Annotated in this window: 13 protein-coding genes; 3 read left to right on the top strand and 10 right to left on the bottom strand. The window is 57.3% G+C overall.

Annotation, left to right across the window (positions count from 1 at the left end; genetic code table 11):
* Nucleotides 1-11: 11 nt before the first annotated feature.
* Both serB and parC read right to left on the bottom strand, forming a co-directional pair.
* Nucleotides 12-1,235 (bottom strand): phosphoserine phosphatase SerB, encoded by a 1,224-nt coding sequence (serB, locus tag SIC19_RS15800; RefSeq protein WP_036209688.1) that lies wholly within the window; start codon nucleotides 1,233-1,235, stop codon nucleotides 12-14.
* Nucleotides 1,228-3,552, bottom strand: coding sequence for a DNA topoisomerase IV subunit A (gene parC / locus SIC19_RS15795; RefSeq protein WP_036209686.1), 2,325 nt, complete (start codon nucleotides 3,550-3,552; stop codon nucleotides 1,228-1,230). Before parC ends, serB begins: the two co-directional genes overlap by 8 nt.
* Nucleotides 3,553-3,762: 210 nt before the next feature.
* Here parC and SIC19_RS15790 point away from each other — a divergent pair, with 210 nt between their 5' ends.
* Nucleotides 3,763-4,002, top strand: a complete 240-nt coding sequence (locus SIC19_RS15790) for a hypothetical protein (protein ID WP_036209682.1) — start codon at nucleotides 3,763-3,765, stop codon at nucleotides 4,000-4,002.
* 105 nt (nucleotides 4,003-4,107) lie between these two features.
* Nucleotides 4,108-5,745 (top strand): methyl-accepting chemotaxis protein, encoded by a 1,638-nt coding sequence (locus SIC19_RS15785; RefSeq protein WP_127401728.1) that lies wholly within the window; start codon nucleotides 4,108-4,110, stop codon nucleotides 5,743-5,745.
* Nucleotides 5,746-5,807: 62 nt separating this feature from the next.
* Here the strand turns inward: SIC19_RS15785 and SIC19_RS15780 are convergent, their stop codons facing one another.
* The gene (locus SIC19_RS15780) at nucleotides 5,808-6,389 is read right to left on the bottom strand and encodes a YceI family protein (RefSeq protein WP_036209679.1); all 582 of its coding nucleotides are present in this window, start codon (nucleotides 6,387-6,389) and stop codon (nucleotides 5,808-5,810) included.
* A gap of 53 nt (nucleotides 6,390-6,442) precedes the next feature.
* Nucleotides 6,443-7,003, bottom strand: coding sequence for a cytochrome b (locus SIC19_RS15775; protein WP_036209677.1), 561 nt, complete (start codon nucleotides 7,001-7,003; stop codon nucleotides 6,443-6,445).
* A gap of 553 nt (nucleotides 7,004-7,556) precedes the next feature.
* On the opposite strand from SIC19_RS15775, the gene SIC19_RS15770 reads away from it, so the two are divergent.
* The gene (locus SIC19_RS15770; protein WP_091640962.1) at nucleotides 7,557-8,852 is read left to right on the top strand and encodes an EAL domain-containing protein; all 1,296 of its coding nucleotides are present in this window, start codon (nucleotides 7,557-7,559) and stop codon (nucleotides 8,850-8,852) included.
* Here SIC19_RS15770 and SIC19_RS15765 read toward each other — a convergent pair.
* The 6 genes from SIC19_RS15765 to SIC19_RS15740 all read right to left on the bottom strand — a co-directional run bounded on the left by SIC19_RS15765 (nucleotide 8,839) and on the right by SIC19_RS15740 (nucleotide 19,109).
* Nucleotides 8,839-10,614: an SLC13 family permease gene (locus tag SIC19_RS15765; RefSeq protein ID WP_075196544.1), complete on the bottom strand. Its 1,776-nt coding sequence runs from the start codon at nucleotides 10,612-10,614 to the stop codon at nucleotides 8,839-8,841. The genes SIC19_RS15770 and SIC19_RS15765 overlap by 14 nt on opposite strands.
* 101 nt (nucleotides 10,615-10,715) lie before the next feature.
* Nucleotides 10,716-12,611, bottom strand: a complete 1,896-nt coding sequence (parE, locus tag SIC19_RS15760) for a DNA topoisomerase IV subunit B (protein WP_091640957.1) — start codon at nucleotides 12,609-12,611, stop codon at nucleotides 10,716-10,718.
* A gap of 114 nt (nucleotides 12,612-12,725) precedes the next feature.
* Entirely contained in the window at nucleotides 12,726-13,217 is a 492-nt protein-coding gene (locus SIC19_RS15755; protein ID WP_127401729.1) for a protease complex subunit PrcB family protein, read from the bottom strand.
* Nucleotides 13,214-15,853 carry a S8 family serine peptidase gene (locus SIC19_RS15750; protein ID WP_185906451.1) on the bottom strand — a complete coding sequence of 880 codons (2,640 nt, stop codon included), beginning with the start codon at nucleotides 15,851-15,853 and terminating at the stop codon, nucleotides 13,214-13,216. The genes SIC19_RS15755 and SIC19_RS15750 overlap by 4 nt, the downstream gene beginning before the upstream one ends.
* A gap of 177 nt (nucleotides 15,854-16,030) precedes the next feature.
* Nucleotides 16,031-18,082 carry a TRAP transporter large permease subunit gene (locus SIC19_RS15745; RefSeq protein ID WP_085679765.1) on the bottom strand — a complete coding sequence of 684 codons (2,052 nt, stop codon included), beginning with the start codon at nucleotides 18,080-18,082 and terminating at the stop codon, nucleotides 16,031-16,033.
* Between the two features lie 16 nt (nucleotides 18,083-18,098).
* The gene (locus SIC19_RS15740) at nucleotides 18,099-19,109 is read right to left on the bottom strand and encodes a putative solute-binding protein (RefSeq protein ID WP_036209655.1); all 1,011 of its coding nucleotides are present in this window, start codon (nucleotides 19,107-19,109) and stop codon (nucleotides 18,099-18,101) included.
* Nucleotides 19,110-19,127: the final 18 nt, after the last annotated feature.

The following is a 19,127-nucleotide window of genomic DNA, read 5'->3' as shown; positions in this document are numbered from 1 at the left end:
CGCGCGTTCTGCTACCTTTCCCGGGCCTGCAGACTGTCGCTTTCCCTGAATCCGATCAGGTAGAGGATCGCATCCAGCCCCAGCGTCGAAATCGAATGCCGTGCGGATTCCTTGACCAGAGGCTTGGCCCGAAAAGCCACCCCGAGCCCCGCCTGGCTTAGCATGGGCAGATCATTGGCACCATCACCCACCGCAATGACCTGTTCCCGTGAAATATGCTCGCGTTCCGCAATTTCCTGAAGCAGTTCCGCCTTGCGCTTGCCATCAACAATCTGGCCCGACACCTTGCCCGTCACCTTGCCGTTTTCAATTTCCAGCTCGTTGGCGTACACATAGTCAATCCCGAGTTTTTTCTGCAGATGGCGAGCAAAGTAGGTGAAGCCACCAGACAGTATCGCCGTTCGGTAGCCCAGGGATTTCAGGCTCAGTATCAGGTGTTCCGCACCTTCGGTTAGATTCAGGCGGGCGGCGATGCCCTCAAGCACGGATTCATCCAACCCCTGGAGAAGCGCCAGACGCTCTGCAAAGCTCTGCCCGAAATCCAGCTCACCCTGCATAGCTCGCTCGGTGATCTCCGCCACCTGCGCCCCAACGCCGGCTTCCAAAGCCAGTTCGTCGATCACTTCGGCGTCGATCAGGGTGGAATCCATATCGAACACGACAAGCCGTCGATTACGGCGGAAGATGGAGTCCTCCTGGAAGGCAATATCCACGTTCATCTCTCCGGCGATATGCAGGAAGTCGGAGCGCAGCTGTTCGAGATCAGATGGTGTGCCACGGACAGAAAATTCCACACAGGCAATGCGGTTCTCGGAGGAATTCAGCGACGGGCGGGCAGAAAGCCGGCTGATGTTATCGATGTTCAGGCCATGGCGGGCGGTAATCGCAGACACCCGCGCAATTTGCTCAGCCTTGATATCCCGCGACAGCAGCGTGACGATGTAACAGGCGCGGTTACGTCCCTCCGCCCATTGCTGATACTCCTCGATCGTAATCGGCGCAAAACGCACCTGCAGATCCAGCGCATGCAGTCGGAACAGGAGGTCGCGAATCACCGGTGAGGATTTGGACTCATCGGGGATCTCGATCAGGATACCCCAGGTCAGGTGGTCGTGGATCACCGCCTGGCCGATATCCAGAATACGCACATCGTACTGCCCCATGATGCCGGTTATCTCCGACGTCAGGCCCGGCTTGTCGCGCCCCGAAACGTTAATCAGAACCAGTTCACTCACTGTCAGGCTGCTCCTCTGCATTGGCAACGCTGTCTGCATCGGAAACGCCTGCCGCATTGCTGGCTGACTGAATCACATCTATCGCATCCACTCTCTGAAGCCCGCGAGGCAGTTTATGGCCACGGCGGCCACGCTCGCCCAGGTAGTGCTCCAGATCGCTGAACTGAAGCCCCATCTTGCGCTTGCCGGCACGAATCTCCAATTGGTCGTCCTCAGCGAAAACGGCAACAGCCACCACATATTCTTCCCGGTTCTGAACCCGCGCCGAGGGAATGCTGATGATCTTGTTACCCTTGCCTTTGGCCAGCTCCGGCAGCTCGCTCAGCGGGAACACCAGCATCCGTCCTTCATTGGAAATGGCACCCAGATAAAGCGGCTTGTCCGAGCCGGGCACCACCACCGGCGACATGATCTTCGCCCCTTTCGGTACCGACACCACGGCCTTGCCGTTGCGGTTTTTGCTGATCATGTCATTGAGGGAGGTCACGAATCCGTAGCCGCCATCGGTAACCAACAACACCTTCCGCGCTGGATCGCCCATCAGCAACCCAGAGAACGTTGCCCCCGACGGCGGATTGATACGGCCACTCAGAGGCTCGCCCTGCCCCCGCGCAGATGGAAACGTATGGGCGACCAGGGAGTAAGCCCGCCCCGTGGAGTCCAGGAATACCGCCTGCTGGTTATTACGCCCCTTGGCAGCCATGGCAAAACTGTCACCCGCCTTATAGCTAAGCCCCTCAGGCTCAATATCATGCCCTTTGGCCGCCCTGACCCAGCCCTTCTCCGACAGCACAACCGTGACTGGATCGTTGGAAACCAATTCGGTTTCGCTGAAGGCCCTGGCTTCCCGGCGCTCGACAATGGGTGAACGACGATCATCCCCATAGGTTTCCGCATCCGCCAGCAATTCGTCCTTGATCAGCTCCCTCAGGCGGTCCTCGGAGCCAAGAATCGCCTGCAGCTCATCCCGCTCAGCCGACAGCTCGTCCTGCTCGCCACGGATTTTCATTTCCTCAAGCTTGGCCAGGTGACGCAACTTCAACTCAAGAATGGCTTCAGCCTGCTCTCCGGACAGCCCGAAGCGGGACATCAACTCTGCTTTGGGTTTATCTTCGTAGCGGATAATCGCGATAACTTCATCGATGTTCAGATAGGCCACCAACAGGCCTTCAAGAATATGCAGACGCGCCAGGACCTTATCCAACCTGTGCTGCAGGCGCCGGGTGACGGTGGTGCGACGGAAGCTGAGCCATTCCGTCAGCATTTCGCGCAGGCCCTTCACGCCCGGGCGGCCGTCATTGCCGATGACGTTGATATTCACCCGATAGGTTTTCTCCAGATCCGTGCTGGCAAACAGGTGGGCCATCAGCCCTTCCTGATCCACACGATTGGAGCGTGGAACGATCACCAGCCGGGTCGGGTTCTCATGGTCGGATTCGTCGCGCAGGTCCGCGACCATGGGCAGCTTTTTGGTCTGCATCTGCTGGGCGATCTGCTCCAGCACCCGGTTCCCGGAGACCTGATGAGGCAGGTCGGTCACCACGATTTCCCCGCTCTCATTAATCCAGCGCGCCCGCATTCTTAGCGAGCCCCGGCCGGTCTCGTACATCTGGCGAATATCCTTGCGAGGCGTAATGATCTCCGCGTAGGTGGGAAAATCTGGCCCCTGGACATGCTCACACAGGTCATCGGTGGTGGCCTCCGGCTGGTCAAGCAGCCTTACACAGGCCGCTGCCACCTCCCGGACATTGTGCGGCGGGATGTCCGTTGCCATACCCACGGCAATACCGGTGGTGCCGTTCAAAAGTACGTGAGGCAACCTCGCGGGCAATACTGAAGGCTCGTCCATGGTGCCATCAAAGTTTGGCACCCAGTCCACTGTGCCCTGCCCCAGCTCGCTGAGAAGGACATCCGCGAATTTCGCGAGACGGGATTCTGTATAACGCATGGCCGCGAAAGATTTGGGGTCGTCAGGCGCGCCCCAGTTGCCCTGGCCATCCACCAGTGGGTAGCGATAGGAAAACGGCTGAGCCATCAACACCATGGCTTCGTAGCAGGCACTGTCGCCATGGGGGTGAAATTTACCCAGGACATCGCCCACCGTACGGGCAGACTTTTTATACTTTGAGGTGGATTTCAAACCAAGCTCGGACATGGCGTAGATAATACGCCGCTGCACCGGCTTCAGTCCGTCTCCGACGTTGGGCAACGCCCTGTCCAGAATGACGTACATGGAGTAGTCGAGGTAGGCCTTTTCGGTGTAGTCCCGCAATGAAACCCGCTCAAAGCCTTCATCCGTGGTCTGAAACTCTGGCATGGATGCCCCTTTGTTATTGCCTGATATGAATTCCGCTGGTTATCCCGGCCTAAGCCGGGACTGCACATTATATGGAGGCGGGGACGGATACACCAACACCCCGTGGATTTTCCAATAGCGGAATTCCCGCATGGAGAGAGTGTAACCCTCACCGTATGCTCGCCATCAGTAAACGATGATCCGTTTCACGACATCCACGAGTGGAGAACTATGAGACCCAACCTGAAAGCCTGTGGGCAGGCGCTGATTACGGCCATGGTGAACGCTGTTCTTGCTCTTACCCTGATGCTCTTGGTGGAGTTTGCCATAACCGGCACTTTCCAACTGGCGGGCCCTTACCTGTGGGCGGGGTTGCTCATCGGACTGGTTATTTTCTTCGCCCAGTTCTGGCGCCAGCGCCATCTCTGCCGAAACGGACAATCAGCCCAGGAGTCCCCTGATACGCTTTAAGGGTATTCCTGCCAACCACACCTCATAAGCAACCCGCTAACACTGACAACCTTCTTTCCGATGCTATCCTGACTAAACGCGTCTTCAGAAAAGCAGGAAGGAAAGATGAATTTCAAGAATTCCTTAGGCCTGAGAGCCAAGATCGCTTTACCTTTCGCAATTTCCGCCATCGCTTTGATCGTCATCGGTCTTTTTAGCGTCTTGACGGCACGGAATCTGGTATCCGATACAGATACGCTCTCCGAACGTTATCTTCCCGCCGTAAGCGAAGCGCTCAACGGCGATCGAGACCTTTATCAGGCCCTGGTCGCGCAAATGTCTTTTCTCAGCGCAACGGAGAACAATGAATCTCCGGACCAGTATCAGGCTGACTTCGAGGAAAACGCTGACCAAGCACTGGAGAGGCTGGAGAAAGCGATAGAACGCCTGCAAGGCACTGGTATCTCCGAGAAAACCGAGAGTTTTCGCAAAACCTATGACCTCTGGCTGGAGACCGCTCGAGAGTCCATGCGGACTGCACAGTCAGGAGACCCCGCCGCTGGGCACAGGCTACTGACTGAACAAAGCAACCCGCTGTTCAGTGAGCTCAGGGATTACTACGACCAGGTGGGGGTTCACGCCGATGAGCAGGCTCAGATTGTAGCCAACGAAGCATCTCAGGAGGGGGCTGCCAGCTCGGCCTTTATACTGGCCATCACCGCCAGCGCTGTCATAGCCGGCATTCTTCTGTTTATCGTGTTCCTTCGGATGATTATTGCGTCCGTTGGTGTGCTAAGGAAGCAACTTGACAACATTGCCCGGGGCGAAGGAGACCTCACACAACGCATTCCCGTGGAAATGGACGATGACCTCGGCAAACTGGCCACGAGCTTTAATCAGGTGCTGGAAAACCTCCAGGCCATGATCGGCTCCATCCAGGACCTCAGCAAGCAACTTGGCTCGGGCGCATCCGAGCTGTCCAGTGCGGCGCGCGACAACAGCGACGGGATAACACGGCAAACAGATGCTATCTCCATGGTCGCCACGGCCATCAATGAGATGCAAAGCGCCATTGAAGAAGTGGCGGGCAATGCATCACGTGCGGCCGACATTACCAAACACGCCCAGGAAAAAGGCCGCAACGGGGCCACCATCATTCGCAACTCCTCCGTCCAGGTACAGCGACTGGCGGCGCAGATTTCCAAGGCGGTGGAGGTTATACGCAAGCTGTCACAGGACTCGGAGAACATCACCTCGGTACTGGATGTTATCCGCGAGATTGCAGACCAGACCAATCTTCTCGCCCTCAACGCCGCCATCGAAGCCGCCCGGGCCGGCGAACAGGGACGGGGGTTTGCGGTTGTGGCCGATGAGGTTCGCACCCTGGCCAAGCGCACCCAACAATCCACGGAAGATATCCAGGCCATGATCACTGCCCTGCAGACCGGCGTTGCCGATATCGTTGCGGTGATGGAGACCGGCAGCAAGGAAGCGGTGGAAACTGAAAAGCTGGCCACGGAGGCGGAGGCGGAGCTTCAGGGCATCCTCGAATCCATGGCGGATATCAGCGACATGAACACCAGCGTGGCTTCAGCCACCGAGGAACAAACCCAGGTAATTGACGAAATCAACCGAAGCGTAACTGAAATCAATGATCTGGCGTCAGAGAGCATGACGCGCTCAGGCAGCATCGACCGCATTAGCGAATCGCTGGATGGCTATGCCAGGGAACTTGAGCAGCAGACTGGCCGGTTCAAGGTGTGAATTTGAAGGAAGGAGCATTGCCGCCTCCGGACTAAAATCTGAAGGCGGCATTTAGAAAGCTTTTACTGGCGAATGCCTTCGACAGAAATGATCATCTCAACCGTTTCAGACGCCTTGCCCAGATCCATGGGGATACCGAAGTCCGTCAACTTGAATTCGGTTTCAGCTTCAAACCCCATGCGGTAACCACCCCATGGATCGTCACCATGCCCGAGCATTTCCACGTCCAGGGTGACCTCTTTCGTCACACCACGCAGGGTCAGGTCACCGACGATATCGGCCTCGCCCTCATCGTCCACAACCACTCTTTTACTCTTGAACGTGGCCTCTGGGAATTCGTCAACGTACAGGAAGTCTTCCGAGCGCAGGTGCTTGTCACGCTCGGCGTGGTTGGAATCAACGCTGGATGTGTCCACGGCAACTTCAACGGAACTGTTCGCCGGGTTTTGTGCATCGTAGACAAATTCACCATCGAAATCGTTGAACCGACCATACAACCAGCTATAGCCCAGATGGGAAATCTTGAACGTAATAAACTGGTGGGAACCCTTGGTATCAAAAGCATAGGTTCCACTGTGCTCGGATGCCTGGGCTCCGCCAGACACCGCAAGTGCAACCGCAGATGCAAGCAGCAATTTTTTCATGTTCATCTCCTTGTTGAAACAGCCCGTAGGCACGATTGAATCGATAGTCTGAATTACGATTGGCGGCGACCTGAACCCAACATGCGTCGAAGGGTGTCGTCCCGGTCAATCAGATGATGCTTAACCGCAGCCAGACCGTGTACCCCGGCAAGCACGACAAGTGCCCAGGTAGACCAGTAATGGACAAGCCCGGCGGTGTCCTCCATCCCCTTAATCTGGCCGGTCACCGAAGGCACATCAAACCAGTTGAACACACTTATTGAGGACCCATCCGCCGTCGAAATGAGATACCCACTGGCCATAGCAACAAAAATCAGCACATAGAGCAGAGAGTGTGCGCCATGAGCGGCCAACACTTCCAGTCGGCTATGGCTCGGGAGTGCACGCGGCAGCGGATTGAACAGTCGCCACACCAGGCGAAACAGCATGACCAACAGCAGCAATATACCGATACTTCTATGGATATCCGGGCCGGTGCGATACCAGTCGTCGTAATAGGATAGATCCACCATCCAGTAACCCAGCCCGAATAGGCCAAACACCGCTACAGCCACCAGCCAATGAATGGCTACGGATACCACACCAAAATTACTGCTCGAATTGCGTACCTGCATGACGCTTAACGTCCCACTCCCTGATACCAGACAAGATCCCAACAGTTTAGGAAGAGCCCCGCACAAAACCAATCAAAATGTTTTGGAGACGAAGATCAGATTTTCTGATGAACAACCCCATACGTACGATCCCTTATACCTTTGGTCTGATACGGGTTTTACGGATTGTGGAAAACAATGGGTACGATAAACTTTTTACATACTTCATTTACCCGGTTCGGGTCACTCAGTGAACGAGAGGAATAAACATGGAACTTGAATTCGACGAATCCGTCGCAGTACCCAGCAACAACTGATTCCCTGCAGCTCCCACCGGAGCTGCCGGACACCGGTCCTGCTCACCCACCTGCGCATTGCCGCCTGACGTTGCCTGTTTTTACATGAAATAGTGGTAATAACCCGCTGTTTTTGGCACTCTTCTGTCTATCTAGACCATCCTGTTCGTGCTGACTGATTTACTTTCCTATAAGTCAACGAAATGCGACCAGGATCAACAGATCGGGCTGCCACAGGCTTTCCCGATGTTTTCGTTTATCCGGACCAGAAAAGGCCTATGTCGCGAACCCTCCCAGAGCAGATGACCGCACCGGAAGTTGATGTGCTGTCGCCTATGTTAACCAGGGAGGGGGAATCATGGACGGCCGACTACCAGGGCCTGACTTTACGAACGGCGCTGCAGCCAATATTCAGTATTTCCCACAAACGGGTTGTCGGCTACGAAGCGCTGATTCGCGCCTTTGATACCGATAATGCAGCGGTATTACCCCTTCATTTGTTCGAGCTACCGAGCTCTGACGCCGAAAACCTGCTGCTTGATCGCCTGTGCCGATACCTGCACATCAGCAACTATTCCGGATTCCAGGACCAGCTGAACTGGCTGTTCCTTAACGTATCTCCCCGTGTGGTTTCAGCTGGCAACCGTGCCGACAGCTTTTTCGGCGAACTGTTGAAGAAAACGGGCCTGCCCCCCCATCGCATCGTGATGGAGATTGTGGAGCAGCCAACGGACGACGCAGAACGACTGCGTGAAACCGTTGCCTACTACCAACAGCTGGGCTGCCTGACCGCTATCGATGACTTTGGTGCTGGGCATTCCAACTTTGAGCGCATCTGGAACCTGTCACCGGATATCGTGAAGCTGGACCGTAAGCTTCTGACTCGGGCCACAGACGACCACAAGGCCAGACAGATACTCAACGGCATCGTCTCTTTGCTGCATCAGTCTGGGTGCCTAGTGCTCCTTGAAGGCGTGGAAACTCACGACCAGGCAATGATTGCTATCGACGCGGGCGTTGATTTTGTCCAGGGATTCTATTTCAGCAGGCCAAGTACTGCCCTGGCGGACATTCCCCACAAAGTGACGGACCTTGACGGGTTACTGCAAGACTACAAGAGCAAAAACCGGATAACGAGAGACCCAACACAGCAACTGATTTCCTACTTCGAGGATTTCTTTCGTAGTGCCGTAGACACACTCTCGCAGGGCATGCCGATGAACGAGGCATGCAGTAGCCTGCTGAATCATCCTGCGGTGTCGCGGTGTTACCTGGTCGATGCCAACGGCGTACAAATTGATGACACCATGGTATCGGACGCCACAGCCCGAGGCCTGGACCCTCGATTCCGGCCGCTGGAAAGCACCACCAGTGCCGACTGGTATCGCCAACAGTATCTACGCCAGGCCATTGCCCAGCCAGGCCATGTTCATATAACCGCGCCCTACCTCTGTATTACCGGCGCATACATGTGCGTTACCCTGTCCCTCGGTTACTACCACAAGGGCGAGCTGAGGGTTCTTTGCTGCGACATTCTCGCCAACCCTACCGAAACCGCCCTCAGGAAAGGCTGATCCCGTAGACCACCGAGATCACGCCGACGGTCACCAGCCCGATAAACAGGTTCATCGGCAGGCCTACCTTTACGAAGTCCATAAACCGGTATCCCCCTGGCCCAAACACCATCATATTGGTCTGGTAGCCCAGTGGTGTGGCAAAACTGGCGGATGCCGCCATCATCACGGCGATAACATAGGGCTCTGACGCGATCCCCAGGGCCGTTGTCATTGACAGTACAATGGGTAGTACCAACACTGCGGCTGCGTTGTTGGTAATGACCTCGGTCAGCACCGATACCGCGAAGTACACCAGCAGGATGGTCAGCAGTGGGTGACCACTGCTCACCTCCAGAATGCCCGTCGCAACATAACCTGCAGCCCCGGTTTCCTGAAGCGCAGCCCCTAAGGCAAATGACGCAGCAATTGTAAGCATCACTGGTACATCCACCGCTTTCTGTGCCTGACCGACGGAACAGCAACCGCTAAGAACCATCAGGGCCGCCCCCATCAGCGCGGCGTTCAGCATGCTCAATGCCCCAAAAGCGGCAGCGCCCACGAGCACCAGCAGGATGCCCCAGGACAGATAGGCACGGTCATGGCGGGGTGTTTCGGTTTCCAGGTCGTTGATCAGCAGGAAGTCCTTGGCGTATCGCTGACGACTGACAAAAGCGGGACGTGCCTCCAGCAACAGAACGTCGCCGGTTTTCAGACGAATATTGCCGAGATTGCCCGACACCCGCTCACCACCCCGGGCGACTGCCAATACCACCGCGCCATAGCGATCCCGAAAACGGGCATCCCGGATGGTCAGACCCAGCACTTCCGACTGCGGGGACAGCGCGGCTTCAACCAGCCGGCGCTCTGCCCGGTCTTTACTCAGGCTTGGCTCATCATCGTGTACCGAAGGGACAATACCGTTGATTCGCAGCAGATCGGAAATAGCCTGGGTATCGCCAGCAAAGACCAACCGGTCACCGCCTCGAAGGCGTTCTTCCGAAGGTACCGCCGTAACAACGCTGCCATCCCGCTCAATCTCGACGAGGTACAGCCTCTCCAACTCACGCAGCCCGGCCTCTCCGACACTCTTGCCCACCAACGGCCCATCAAAGGCAACTGCCACCTCCAGGGTGAACTCCCGCATGGAACCGAACTTCTGCTGGTCCTTACGATCCGGAAGCGCCCTCGGTAACACCAGAAGCATGACAGCCAAGCCGATCACAGCAACCGGCAACCCAACGGCGGTGATGGAAAAAATCGAGAAACCGCCCTCCCCGGTCAATTGCTGGTACTGGCCATTGACCACCAGGTTGGTGCTGGTGCCAATCAGGGTGAGGGTACCACCCAGAATGGCGGAGTAACTCAGGGGGATCATCAGTTTCGAGGGTGATATGCCAATCTTGCGGGACCAGGCATGGACCGCGGGAATCATGGTGGCCACTACCGGGGTGTTGTTGAGGAAGCCGCTCAGCAACGCGACAGGGAATGCGATGCGGGCCTGGGCCGAGCGCACCGTACGAGGCGATCTGAGCAGGTGATGGACAACCAGGTCCACCCCACCGGAATGGTGAATGCCCGCCGCCACCACGAACATGGCAACCACCGTGATCAATCCACTGTTACTGAATCCGGCAAGGGCCTGATCGGCGCTGATAATGCCGCTGGCACTGAGAACGATGAGTACACCCAGCATGACGAGATGCGGGCCGAACCGCCCGACACTCATCAATAACAACGCCACACCCGTAAGGCTTAATGCAAACCAGCCCTGCCAATCCATCTGGTGGTCCTTTGGATAAAAGGGGCAGGATAACGAGTTTGCCGAATACTTAGAAAGAATAAAGGATGCTGTTTAAAGCACCAGAAGAAATATGGGGCTGTTCAGACTTCGATATCCGCCATATTTCCGTAAGTCTCCAGCCAGGTGCGGCGGTCAGACGCCCGCTTTTTACCCAGCAGCATGTCCATGCGGCTGTCGGTATCGTCGCCGTCTTCAATGGTCAGCATCACCAGCCGGCGGGTATCCGGCGCCATTGTCGTCTCCCGCAACTGGAGCGGATTCATCTCGCCCAGGCCCTTGAAACGGGTAACGGAAATCTTGCCGCGACGGTTTTCGGCCGCCAGCCGGTCGATAATGCCCTGCTTTTCGTGCTCATCAAGGGCGTAAAAAGTTTCCTTTCCCAAATCAACACGATACAGCGGGGGCATGGCAACAAATACGTGGCCGGCAGCAACCACCGGTCGGAAATGCTTGACGAACAACGCGCACAACAGGGTGGCGATGTGTAGGCCATCGGAGTCAGCGTCCGCCAGGATGCAGATCTTGTTGTAACGCAGGCCTTCCAGTTTGTCGGAGCCAGGATCTACCCCAATGGCAACGGCAATGTCATGGACTTCCTGGGAAGCAAGAATTTCGCTGGAGTCCACTTCCCAGGTGTTGAGGATCTTGCCTCGCAGGGGCATGACCGCCTGAAATTCACGGTCACGAGCCTGTTTCGCGGAGCCGCCGGCGGAGTCACCCTCAACCAGAAAGAGTTCCGAGCGGTTGGTGTCGCTGCCGGAACAATCCGCCAGTTTTCCGGGCAAAGCCGGACCGGATGTGACCTTTTTGCGGGCCACTTTCTTGCTGGCCCTGAGACGACGCTGGGCATTGCTGATGAACAATTCAGCGAGTGCTTCAGCAATGTCCGTGTGCTGATTCAGCCACAGACTGAACGCGTCCTTCACCACACCGGAAATAAACGCGGCGGCTTCCCGGGAGGACAACCGTTCCTTTGTCTGGCCGGAAAACTGGGGTTCCTGCATCTTGAACGACAACACATAGGCGCAGCGTTCCCAGATGTCTTCAGGAGACAACTTGACGCCCCGGGGCAACAGGTTACGGAACTCACAGAACTCCCTCATGGCCTCCAGCAGGCCGGTACGCAGGCCGTTCACGTGGGTGCCGCCCTGGGCGGTCGGAATCAGGTTAACGTAACTCTCCATAACCGCTTCGCCACCTTCCGGCAACCACTGGAACGCCCAGTCCACCGCTTCCTTGTTGCCGGAAAAGCTGCCCGTGAACGGCTCCAGCGGTACGGCTTCGATGTCGGCAAGCTCGGTGCGCAGGTAGTCCCGCAAACCGCCCTCGTAGCACCATTCATCTTTATCACCGGTGTGTTCCTGCAGGAAAGTGACGTTCAGGCCGGGACAGAGAACGGCCTTGGCGCGCAGGTTGTGGCGCAAACGGCTGACGGAAAATTTCGGGCTGTCGAAGTAGCTTGGGTCCGGGGTGAACTTCAATCGGGTACCGGTGTTCCGCTTGCCCACAGAGTCGACAACTGTTAGTTCCGTCTTCTTGTGGCCGTTGGCGAAGGTCATCCGGTGCAGTTGCCCATCACGCTTGATGGAAACCTCAAGGAGCGTCGACAGGGCGTTGACCACCGAGACACCCACCCCATGCAGGCCACCGGAAAAGTTGTAGTTACCCTGGGAGAATTTACCGCCGGCGTGGAGGCGGGTCAGAATCAGCTCCACACCCGGAACGCCATGTTCCTTGTGCATGTCGACCGGCATCCCGCGGCCGTCGTCTTCCACGCTCAGGGAACCATCGCTGTGCAGGACGACATCGATCCTGCGGGCGTGCCCCGCCAGGGCTTCGTCGACACTGTTATCAATGACTTCCTGGGCCAGATGGTTGGGCCGACTGGTATCGGTGTACATGCCTGGGCGTTTGCGGACAGGGTCCAGACCACTCAGAACTTCAATGGCATCGGCGTTGTACTGTTTCTGGCTCATGGGAAGGAAGCGACTCCACGGGTTTGTTATAAAACTGGCCCATAGCTTAGGGATTCGCAGGGAAAGATCAACGGTTGTTTTGTGCTGGTGTGGACCAGCACGACCCCGGCGCCGTTAACGCTGTCGCGAGAAACGCCCGAGGCCTCCCCCGGACACCCGCAACTGCTCCCACTCTGCGGGGCTGATGGCGATCACTGCACAGGGTGTGGTCAACGCCTGGGTTACCATGGCGTCTGCCGCCGGCCGCCTGACCTTGAGCGCCAACTCCAGAACATCGTCTACGATCTCGGACGACGTCAGTGTCAGGCCGTAGCCGCCAGTGGTTTTCTGCCCCAGCCCCACCAACACCAGATGTTCCTCCTTGAAATCAATGGCGCGAAGCATGCTCAGCGCCAGGTTTCCGGAGGGCAGTTGGGCAAGCTTGTCCAGATCTCCGGCACTGGACACATAGACCAGTCCCGGCGCCGTAAGCCCACAGTGATCGGACTCAGTGACCTGTCTCGCCAGAGGCGCACCATCAGCGGTCGCCGAGCGATTGATCGCACAGCCTGTGATCAGACTGAGCACGAGTACACAGAGTGTTAGCAGCGTAAAACGACAGGTCAACGGGTACTCTCCACGTTGCGGATCGGCTCACCGCCAGTTTTTGACTTCGGGCCTGATTTCAGGCGATACCCCTCAAAGCCCACTCTGGGCAGACCCAGGGAGGTAATGGTGGGCCGACGAAAACTGGTACTCAACCTTACCCCGCCTACCGGTTCTTCGCCAATAACGATTTTTTCAGGTAACCCATTGACCGGATATTCGGCACAGGCCTCGCCGTTTTCACAAATCAGCCCGTTGTTGTCCATGTCGCTGCCGGCAACCAGGAAATACTCACCGGCCTCAACCTCGTCAAACGCAAATTCGTACCGCCCCCGGGAGGCGGAGACAACGGCCTGCTCAAGAGTATCGCGCTCGTCGTCCGCACTGACCAGCAATACATAGTGTCGGCCTGCGTTCCGTTCATCCGATGGACTACCCAGGCTGAGAGATACCGGAATCATAAGCGTTGCAGCAGGTGCGCCGTCTGCTTGATAGGTAATCACCAGCGTTGCCATGTAGCGCCCGTCACCCCCCAGTTGCGTAGGGTCTGCGGTCACTGTCAGTGACAACGGTCGCGCATCGCTGGGTTCACTCACATCAAGCCATGGCGCACCAGGGTCCACGTCTGTGATGGTGACGCTCTCGCCTTCGGGGTAGGTCGAAAATACCAGCTGTTCGCTGAGCACCGCAGCATTGAACTGTATGGCCGTGGGCGAGGAACCAAGAGTGATTGGGAAGTTGCCGTCCAGGGCCGCATCCATCGCCGCCAATGCGTTGATCTGTCCCGCTCCGTATTCAAACGCGGGCCCCACATCGTCCGTAAGGTCACCATTTACCAGGAAACTCTGAAATCCGGCAGGGGTAAGGGTCGGCACTTCCGCCTTCATCAGGGCGTAAACGCCCGCCACATGAGGTGCCGCCATTGAGGTGCCCTGCAGGCCAGCGTATCCCGGCTCGAATGAGCCCGTATCGTCGCGCCCCCAGGCGCTGACAATGACATCGGCCGTACCATCCTGATTGGCATCCCTGCTTGCATCACCACCCGGAGCAACCACGTCGACGGACTGGCCAACGTTGGAATACGAGGCACGCACACTTCCGCCGTCTACAGCCCCCACTCCGACAACGTTGGGATAGGCAGCGGGGTAGGTAGGCTCGTCCGTGCCCTGGTTGCCAGCAGCGGCAACAATCAGTTTGCCGTTGCCACCATTCCAGGCGGCGTCGATCGCCTGCTTGAGCGCGTTGCTTGGGCCAAGCCCACCGAGACTGAGATTAATCACATCTATTTCATTCCGGCCGGCTGCCCAGTTCAGGGCGTCAATCAGGTCAGCGGACGACCCTACACCGTCACGCCCGAGCACCCGTACCGGATAGATAGTGGCCCCCGGCGAAACCCCGACGACACCCTGGGTGTTATCAACGGCAGCGGCAATACCTGCCACATGGGTTCCGTGGAAATTACTGCTCCGGGCCTTGCCGTCACCCGGGTCGGCGGGGTTTGTGTCACGTTGGCCACTGTCCTCCCGATCAATATCCAGATCACCCGATACGTAATCCATGATCTGCCCTGGGATCAGTTGCACATTGGCGCTCAAGTCCGGATGCCAGTCGCCCGTCGCCGTCGGTGGCGAGCGGAATACGCCGGTATCCATGACCGCGATACCAATATCTGCACCCGCACTCGGTGCGGCCTGCCAGGCCAACGGCGTTTGAATCAGTCGCAGACTCCATTGGCGACTGTAGAGTGGATCATTGTCCGGGGACACTTGTTGGGAGGAATAGAGGTAGTTCGGCTCCGCCGATGTCACACCGGGCTGTTGCTGCAACTCCCTGACCCATTCCAGGGTTTCCTGACGCGCACTTTCTCGCTGCCCGGACGACATGGTTGCCAGGTTTCGTGGCCGGTCACGGCGCACCAGCCAGGCACCTCGACCCAGTTCCCTGCGCTGTGACGTCGCCATCGCTGCGATCACTGGCAGGTTCCCCGAGGCTGGCGCGAGGGTGACTACGGCTTCATCAATCATGAATGGCGGCGTCGAGTAGCTGGTGTTCATCACGCTGGCTGTTCCTTCACCTGCCAGCGACAGCACGTACCGAAATGGAATACCGCTGGTGGTACTGACTTCCACCAGGTAAGAGCCGGGCTCGAAAGTGTCGTCGAGCACCTCGACCAGCGGTCGCAGATCACCCGAAGCAGACTGAGACGCCACTTCCACAACGGTTCCCGCCTGCTGTTTCAGTATCCGAAGAGAACGCTCCGGCGCCGCTGCGCCAGCGGGCAGGAGATCCTCCGGAGAACTGAACACCTGAAAAGAGACGCGGTCTCCGGGTGACAGGTCTACGGCGTAGACATCAACGGCATCTTCAAAGTACTGGAAAAAATTTGCGTAGGTATCGGAGCCAGAACTCAGATAGCCACCCACCGTTGCGCCCGGCGGCAGAGTCTGGGCAGACACGGCCGTGTTATTGGCGGTGGCAAGGTCAACACGACGATCATCTGCGGTATCGGAGTCCACCCGTGTACCGCTCTCGATGTCAATCACCCCACTCAGATCGGGTTGCGCCTCACTGCTACCACCGGATCCACCACCGCCGCAGCCTGCGAACAGCAATGTAAACGAGATCAAACCAGCAGTAACAGGAACAGTCCGAATCATAATGGGCTCACAAGGACGACAACTTAGAAGTGCGAGAACGACACCATATGCTTTCAGTATGGTACTCATTAAACGCCTATGAAACCGATTACGTTCCAAACCCATAATCAGATGCAAAAAACCGCCTGCAGGTTACCCCACAGGCGGTTTCGCGTCGGTGTCTCCGAGGCTCTATATCTACAGTGCGTAGAAAAACAGAGGCACGAACGCCGCCGTCAGCAATGTCGGTCCCATCACCACCAGTGGCAGCAACAGTCTCTCATAGCGATGCCAGAACGAACCCGTGCGCTCAGCGGCCAACACCTCGGTTTCACCTACCACCTGCCGTGTCAGCAGATGGTTCAGTGCCACCGGCGGGCTCAGGTAGCCCAGTTCAAACGCCACCAGGCACACGATCCAGAAGTGCAGCGGGTCGATACCCAACTGGATGGCGGGCTGCGCGATGGTGGCCGACACCAGGATGACCGCGCCGAACGGGTCCATCACCATGCCGATAATGGTGAGCATAACCACAATCACCAACATGGCGATCCAGGGGCTGGTCAGGTTTTCCGGGAACAATGCGTGCACCACATCGGAACGTTCCAGGATGCCCCCGAGACAGATAGAGAAACCAATCAGCGCCAGCAGCGCGCCGATGTGTACGGCAGAGTCACTGGCGGCCGCCGTTGTGCGCATACAAAAAGCACGCACCCGGGATTGGCCCTGTTCGTTGGGATCCTTGCCCGAATCGAGATAGACCAGCGCCAGCATCACCAGCGGCAGGATCATCGGCGCGCTGTACTCATTGAATCCCAAACCGAGAATGACCCAGATGGCCAGGATAACCACCGCGGTAACGATGGCATAAGGCACCAGGGGGCGAAGCTGCGCCAGCGATTTACGGAATGCCCCCGGAGCCGGGCGAGGCTTCCAGTTGCCCTGGGTTTTACAGACAACCACAGAGAACAGGGTGGCCGACATAATAAACACCCAGAAACCCCAGCCGTACATTTCGGAGGTGGTCACTTCCTTGTTCAGCGCCGCCACAACCACGATCAGCAAACAGGGATTAAGAACCACCCCCAAGCTGCCGGACATGGCCGTGGTAGCCAGCGATAGCTGTCGCCCTGCTCCACTCTTGCGCATTTCATCGTAGACGACACCACCCACGGCCAGGATGAAAATCCCCGAGGCGCCAGTAAACGCAGTGGGGAAAGCGGTCGCGAATATCATCACCGAGGCCAGCATGGGCGCGGGCAGATGGTAAGGTTTGATGACGTTCAACAGCAGGTCCGGAATGCGAGTCTGCTTCAGCGCCATGCCCACAAGCACATAGAGCCCGATGTTGATAAACATCGATGACAGGTTGGTCATCATACCGAAATAGATCGCCAGGCCGGACGAGTAGCCGTCCACGAAGAAGAAATAACTCATCGCGATCAGGCCCATTGCGCAATACAGCGGCAGTACCAGGCCGGAGGACGCCGCCAGTGATCCTGGCCTCATTCGAGACGGCACCGACACAAACCGCATCAGGTTAATCACCATGAACAGCCCGAAGACTGCCGCCCAGGCGTATTGCAGCAACGCGGTGCCTTCCGAGCCCGGCGAAGAGGATAACTTACCCACGTAAGAGAACAGGGAGTACACCATCAGGCCATTGACCACAAACTGCATGCCCTGGCTCAGACGCCACTCTGACCGGTTGCGCGGCAATCGCAGGGCTATGTGATCGGCGTCGAAGGCCGAAATCGCCGCAGCCATGGCAAACATGGCGATAAACAGGAACTTGGTGAGCTCGATATTATCCAGCAGGAAATCCGCAAAGCCCTGTTCAACCGCCTTGTAAACTGCCAACGCCTCGGTGGCATGCTCCTGGTTTTCTTCATAGAGGCGATGCTTCTGCTGGCAGAGTGCCAGGTTTTTTTCCAGGGACTTGCGGATCGCATCCGGGTCCGGCGGCGAGCTGAAAAGATCGTCCGGATCTGGCTCGTAGGCCTCGACACGTTTCCTGACCTCTGCATCCACATCCATGGACAACGTGCAGGTCGGCTCCGTGGCGTCCGGGTCCAGCAGGTAGTAGTTCGGCCAGGTCTGCTCCCCCACCCACAGCATGCGCGAGTGGAGTGAGTTTCCCATACCCAGAAGAAGCGTAAAGATAAGGAGCAGCAGGAGGATAACCCCGTGCAATCGATGCACGGGGTACAGCGTTTTCGGGCCTGCCGCTGATAATGCTCGCCAGTTCATGGAGGGTCAGCCTTTATTATTCGCGGTCAGGCGCTGTGCACTCGGAGGCACCGGGATTGCTGGAGCAACGGATTTTGCTGAGCAGGCTCATCATCTTCGGGTGATAGACCTTATTGGCACCATCGGTTCCATCCCGAAGCTGCAGGCGGTTTTCCCGAAACATCTCCTGATAGCCTTCGATGTCAGCATCGGGAATACGGATCCACTTTTCCTCCGGAATGGCGGACTCCTGCCGCTGAATCAGGTCCATGGCCTGGCCGTACATCCCCCAGGCAACTTCACGGGACTTCTGAGCCGTGTCGTCGTCGAGCACATCGTCTCGGGCAATGACCTGGATGGTCAGTTGCGCCAGCGGATAATCAACGATGCCACCGTCTTCACCAATGCCCTTGTAGAGTTCCAGAGCTTCGTAGGCAAACGCCGGTGCGTAAGCCGTATCCACCGAGCCATTGTTGAACTTGCCGGCAAAGTTGGTGATGTCGGAGGGTACAACCGTCGCTTTCACATGGTTAACCATGTGGATGGCGTCCTTCTGGTAATCCAGTGTGGCCATGCGCTTGCCGGCCAGTTCACCAGCGGTATCAATGCTACGGTCATTGACGAACAGGTAGCCTGCACCCGCCGGAACAATGCCCAGCACCTCATAGTCGCCCTGTTTCATCAAGGGCGCTGCCTTGGCCTGCGCAAGCGTGGCGAGGGTTGTTTTCAGATCGTCATAGGTCGGGATCGCGCCAACGGCGCTGATGCTGCCGGTAAATCGGTTGAACGGGCGGGTCCGAAGATCCGTAGCGGCGACGGCGTCGCATTGTCCGGAATTGAAATCACCCACGGCAACCCCTTCGTCAGTGTAGGGGCGCAGTTCAAAATCAACCCCATGGGCTTTCATTTCCAGCGCATAGTCTTTGACCATGTTGTACATATCACCGTTTGCGCCGATCACATCGAAAACGCACATCGTCACAGACTGTGCGGCGGCCATCGGAGCAACTGCAGCAAAAGAAAGGGCAGCAAGGGATTTACGGATCATGAATGACCTCCGGGTCTT

Origin of the sequence: Marinobacter sp. MIT930201 (assembly GCF_047122665.1) — a bacterium.
Taxonomy (GTDB): domain Bacteria; phylum Pseudomonadota; class Gammaproteobacteria; order Pseudomonadales; family Oleiphilaceae; genus Marinobacter; species Marinobacter salarius.
The sequence above is the reverse complement of the archived record's forward strand: the minus strand, read 5'-3'. Positions and strand labels throughout refer to the sequence as shown.

Excerpts from the sequence above, each read along its gene's own strand:
- parC (WP_036209686.1), bottom strand. The coding sequence starts at position 3,552 with ATGCCAGAGTTTCAGACCACGGATGAAGGCTTTGAGCGGGTTTCATTG.
- SIC19_RS15790 (WP_036209682.1), top strand. The coding sequence starts at position 3,763 with ATGAGACCCAACCTGAAAGCCTGTGGGCAGGCGCTGATTACGGCCATG.
- SIC19_RS15785 (WP_127401728.1), top strand. The coding sequence starts at position 4,108 with ATGAATTTCAAGAATTCCTTAGGCCTGAGAGCCAAGATCGCTTTACCT.
- SIC19_RS15780 (WP_036209679.1), bottom strand. The coding sequence starts at position 6,389 with ATGAAAAAATTGCTGCTTGCATCTGCGGTTGCACTTGCGGTGTCTGGC.
- SIC19_RS15775 (WP_036209677.1), bottom strand. The coding sequence starts at position 7,003 with ATGCAGGTACGCAATTCGAGCAGTAATTTTGGTGTGGTATCCGTAGCC.
- SIC19_RS15770 (WP_091640962.1), top strand. The coding sequence starts at position 7,557 with ATGTCGCGAACCCTCCCAGAGCAGATGACCGCACCGGAAGTTGATGTG.
- SIC19_RS15765 (WP_075196544.1), bottom strand. The coding sequence starts at position 10,614 with ATGGATTGGCAGGGCTGGTTTGCATTAAGCCTTACGGGTGTGGCGTTG.
- parE (WP_091640957.1), bottom strand. The coding sequence starts at position 12,611 with ATGAGCCAGAAACAGTACAACGCCGATGCCATTGAAGTTCTGAGTGGT.
- SIC19_RS15750 (WP_185906451.1), bottom strand. The coding sequence starts at position 15,853 with ATGATTCGGACTGTTCCTGTTACTGCTGGTTTGATCTCGTTTACATTG.
- SIC19_RS15745 (WP_085679765.1), bottom strand. The coding sequence starts at position 18,082 with ATGAACTGGCGAGCATTATCAGCGGCAGGCCCGAAAACGCTGTACCCC.
- SIC19_RS15740 (WP_036209655.1), bottom strand. The coding sequence starts at position 19,109 with ATGATCCGTAAATCCCTTGCTGCCCTTTCTTTTGCTGCAGTTGCTCCG.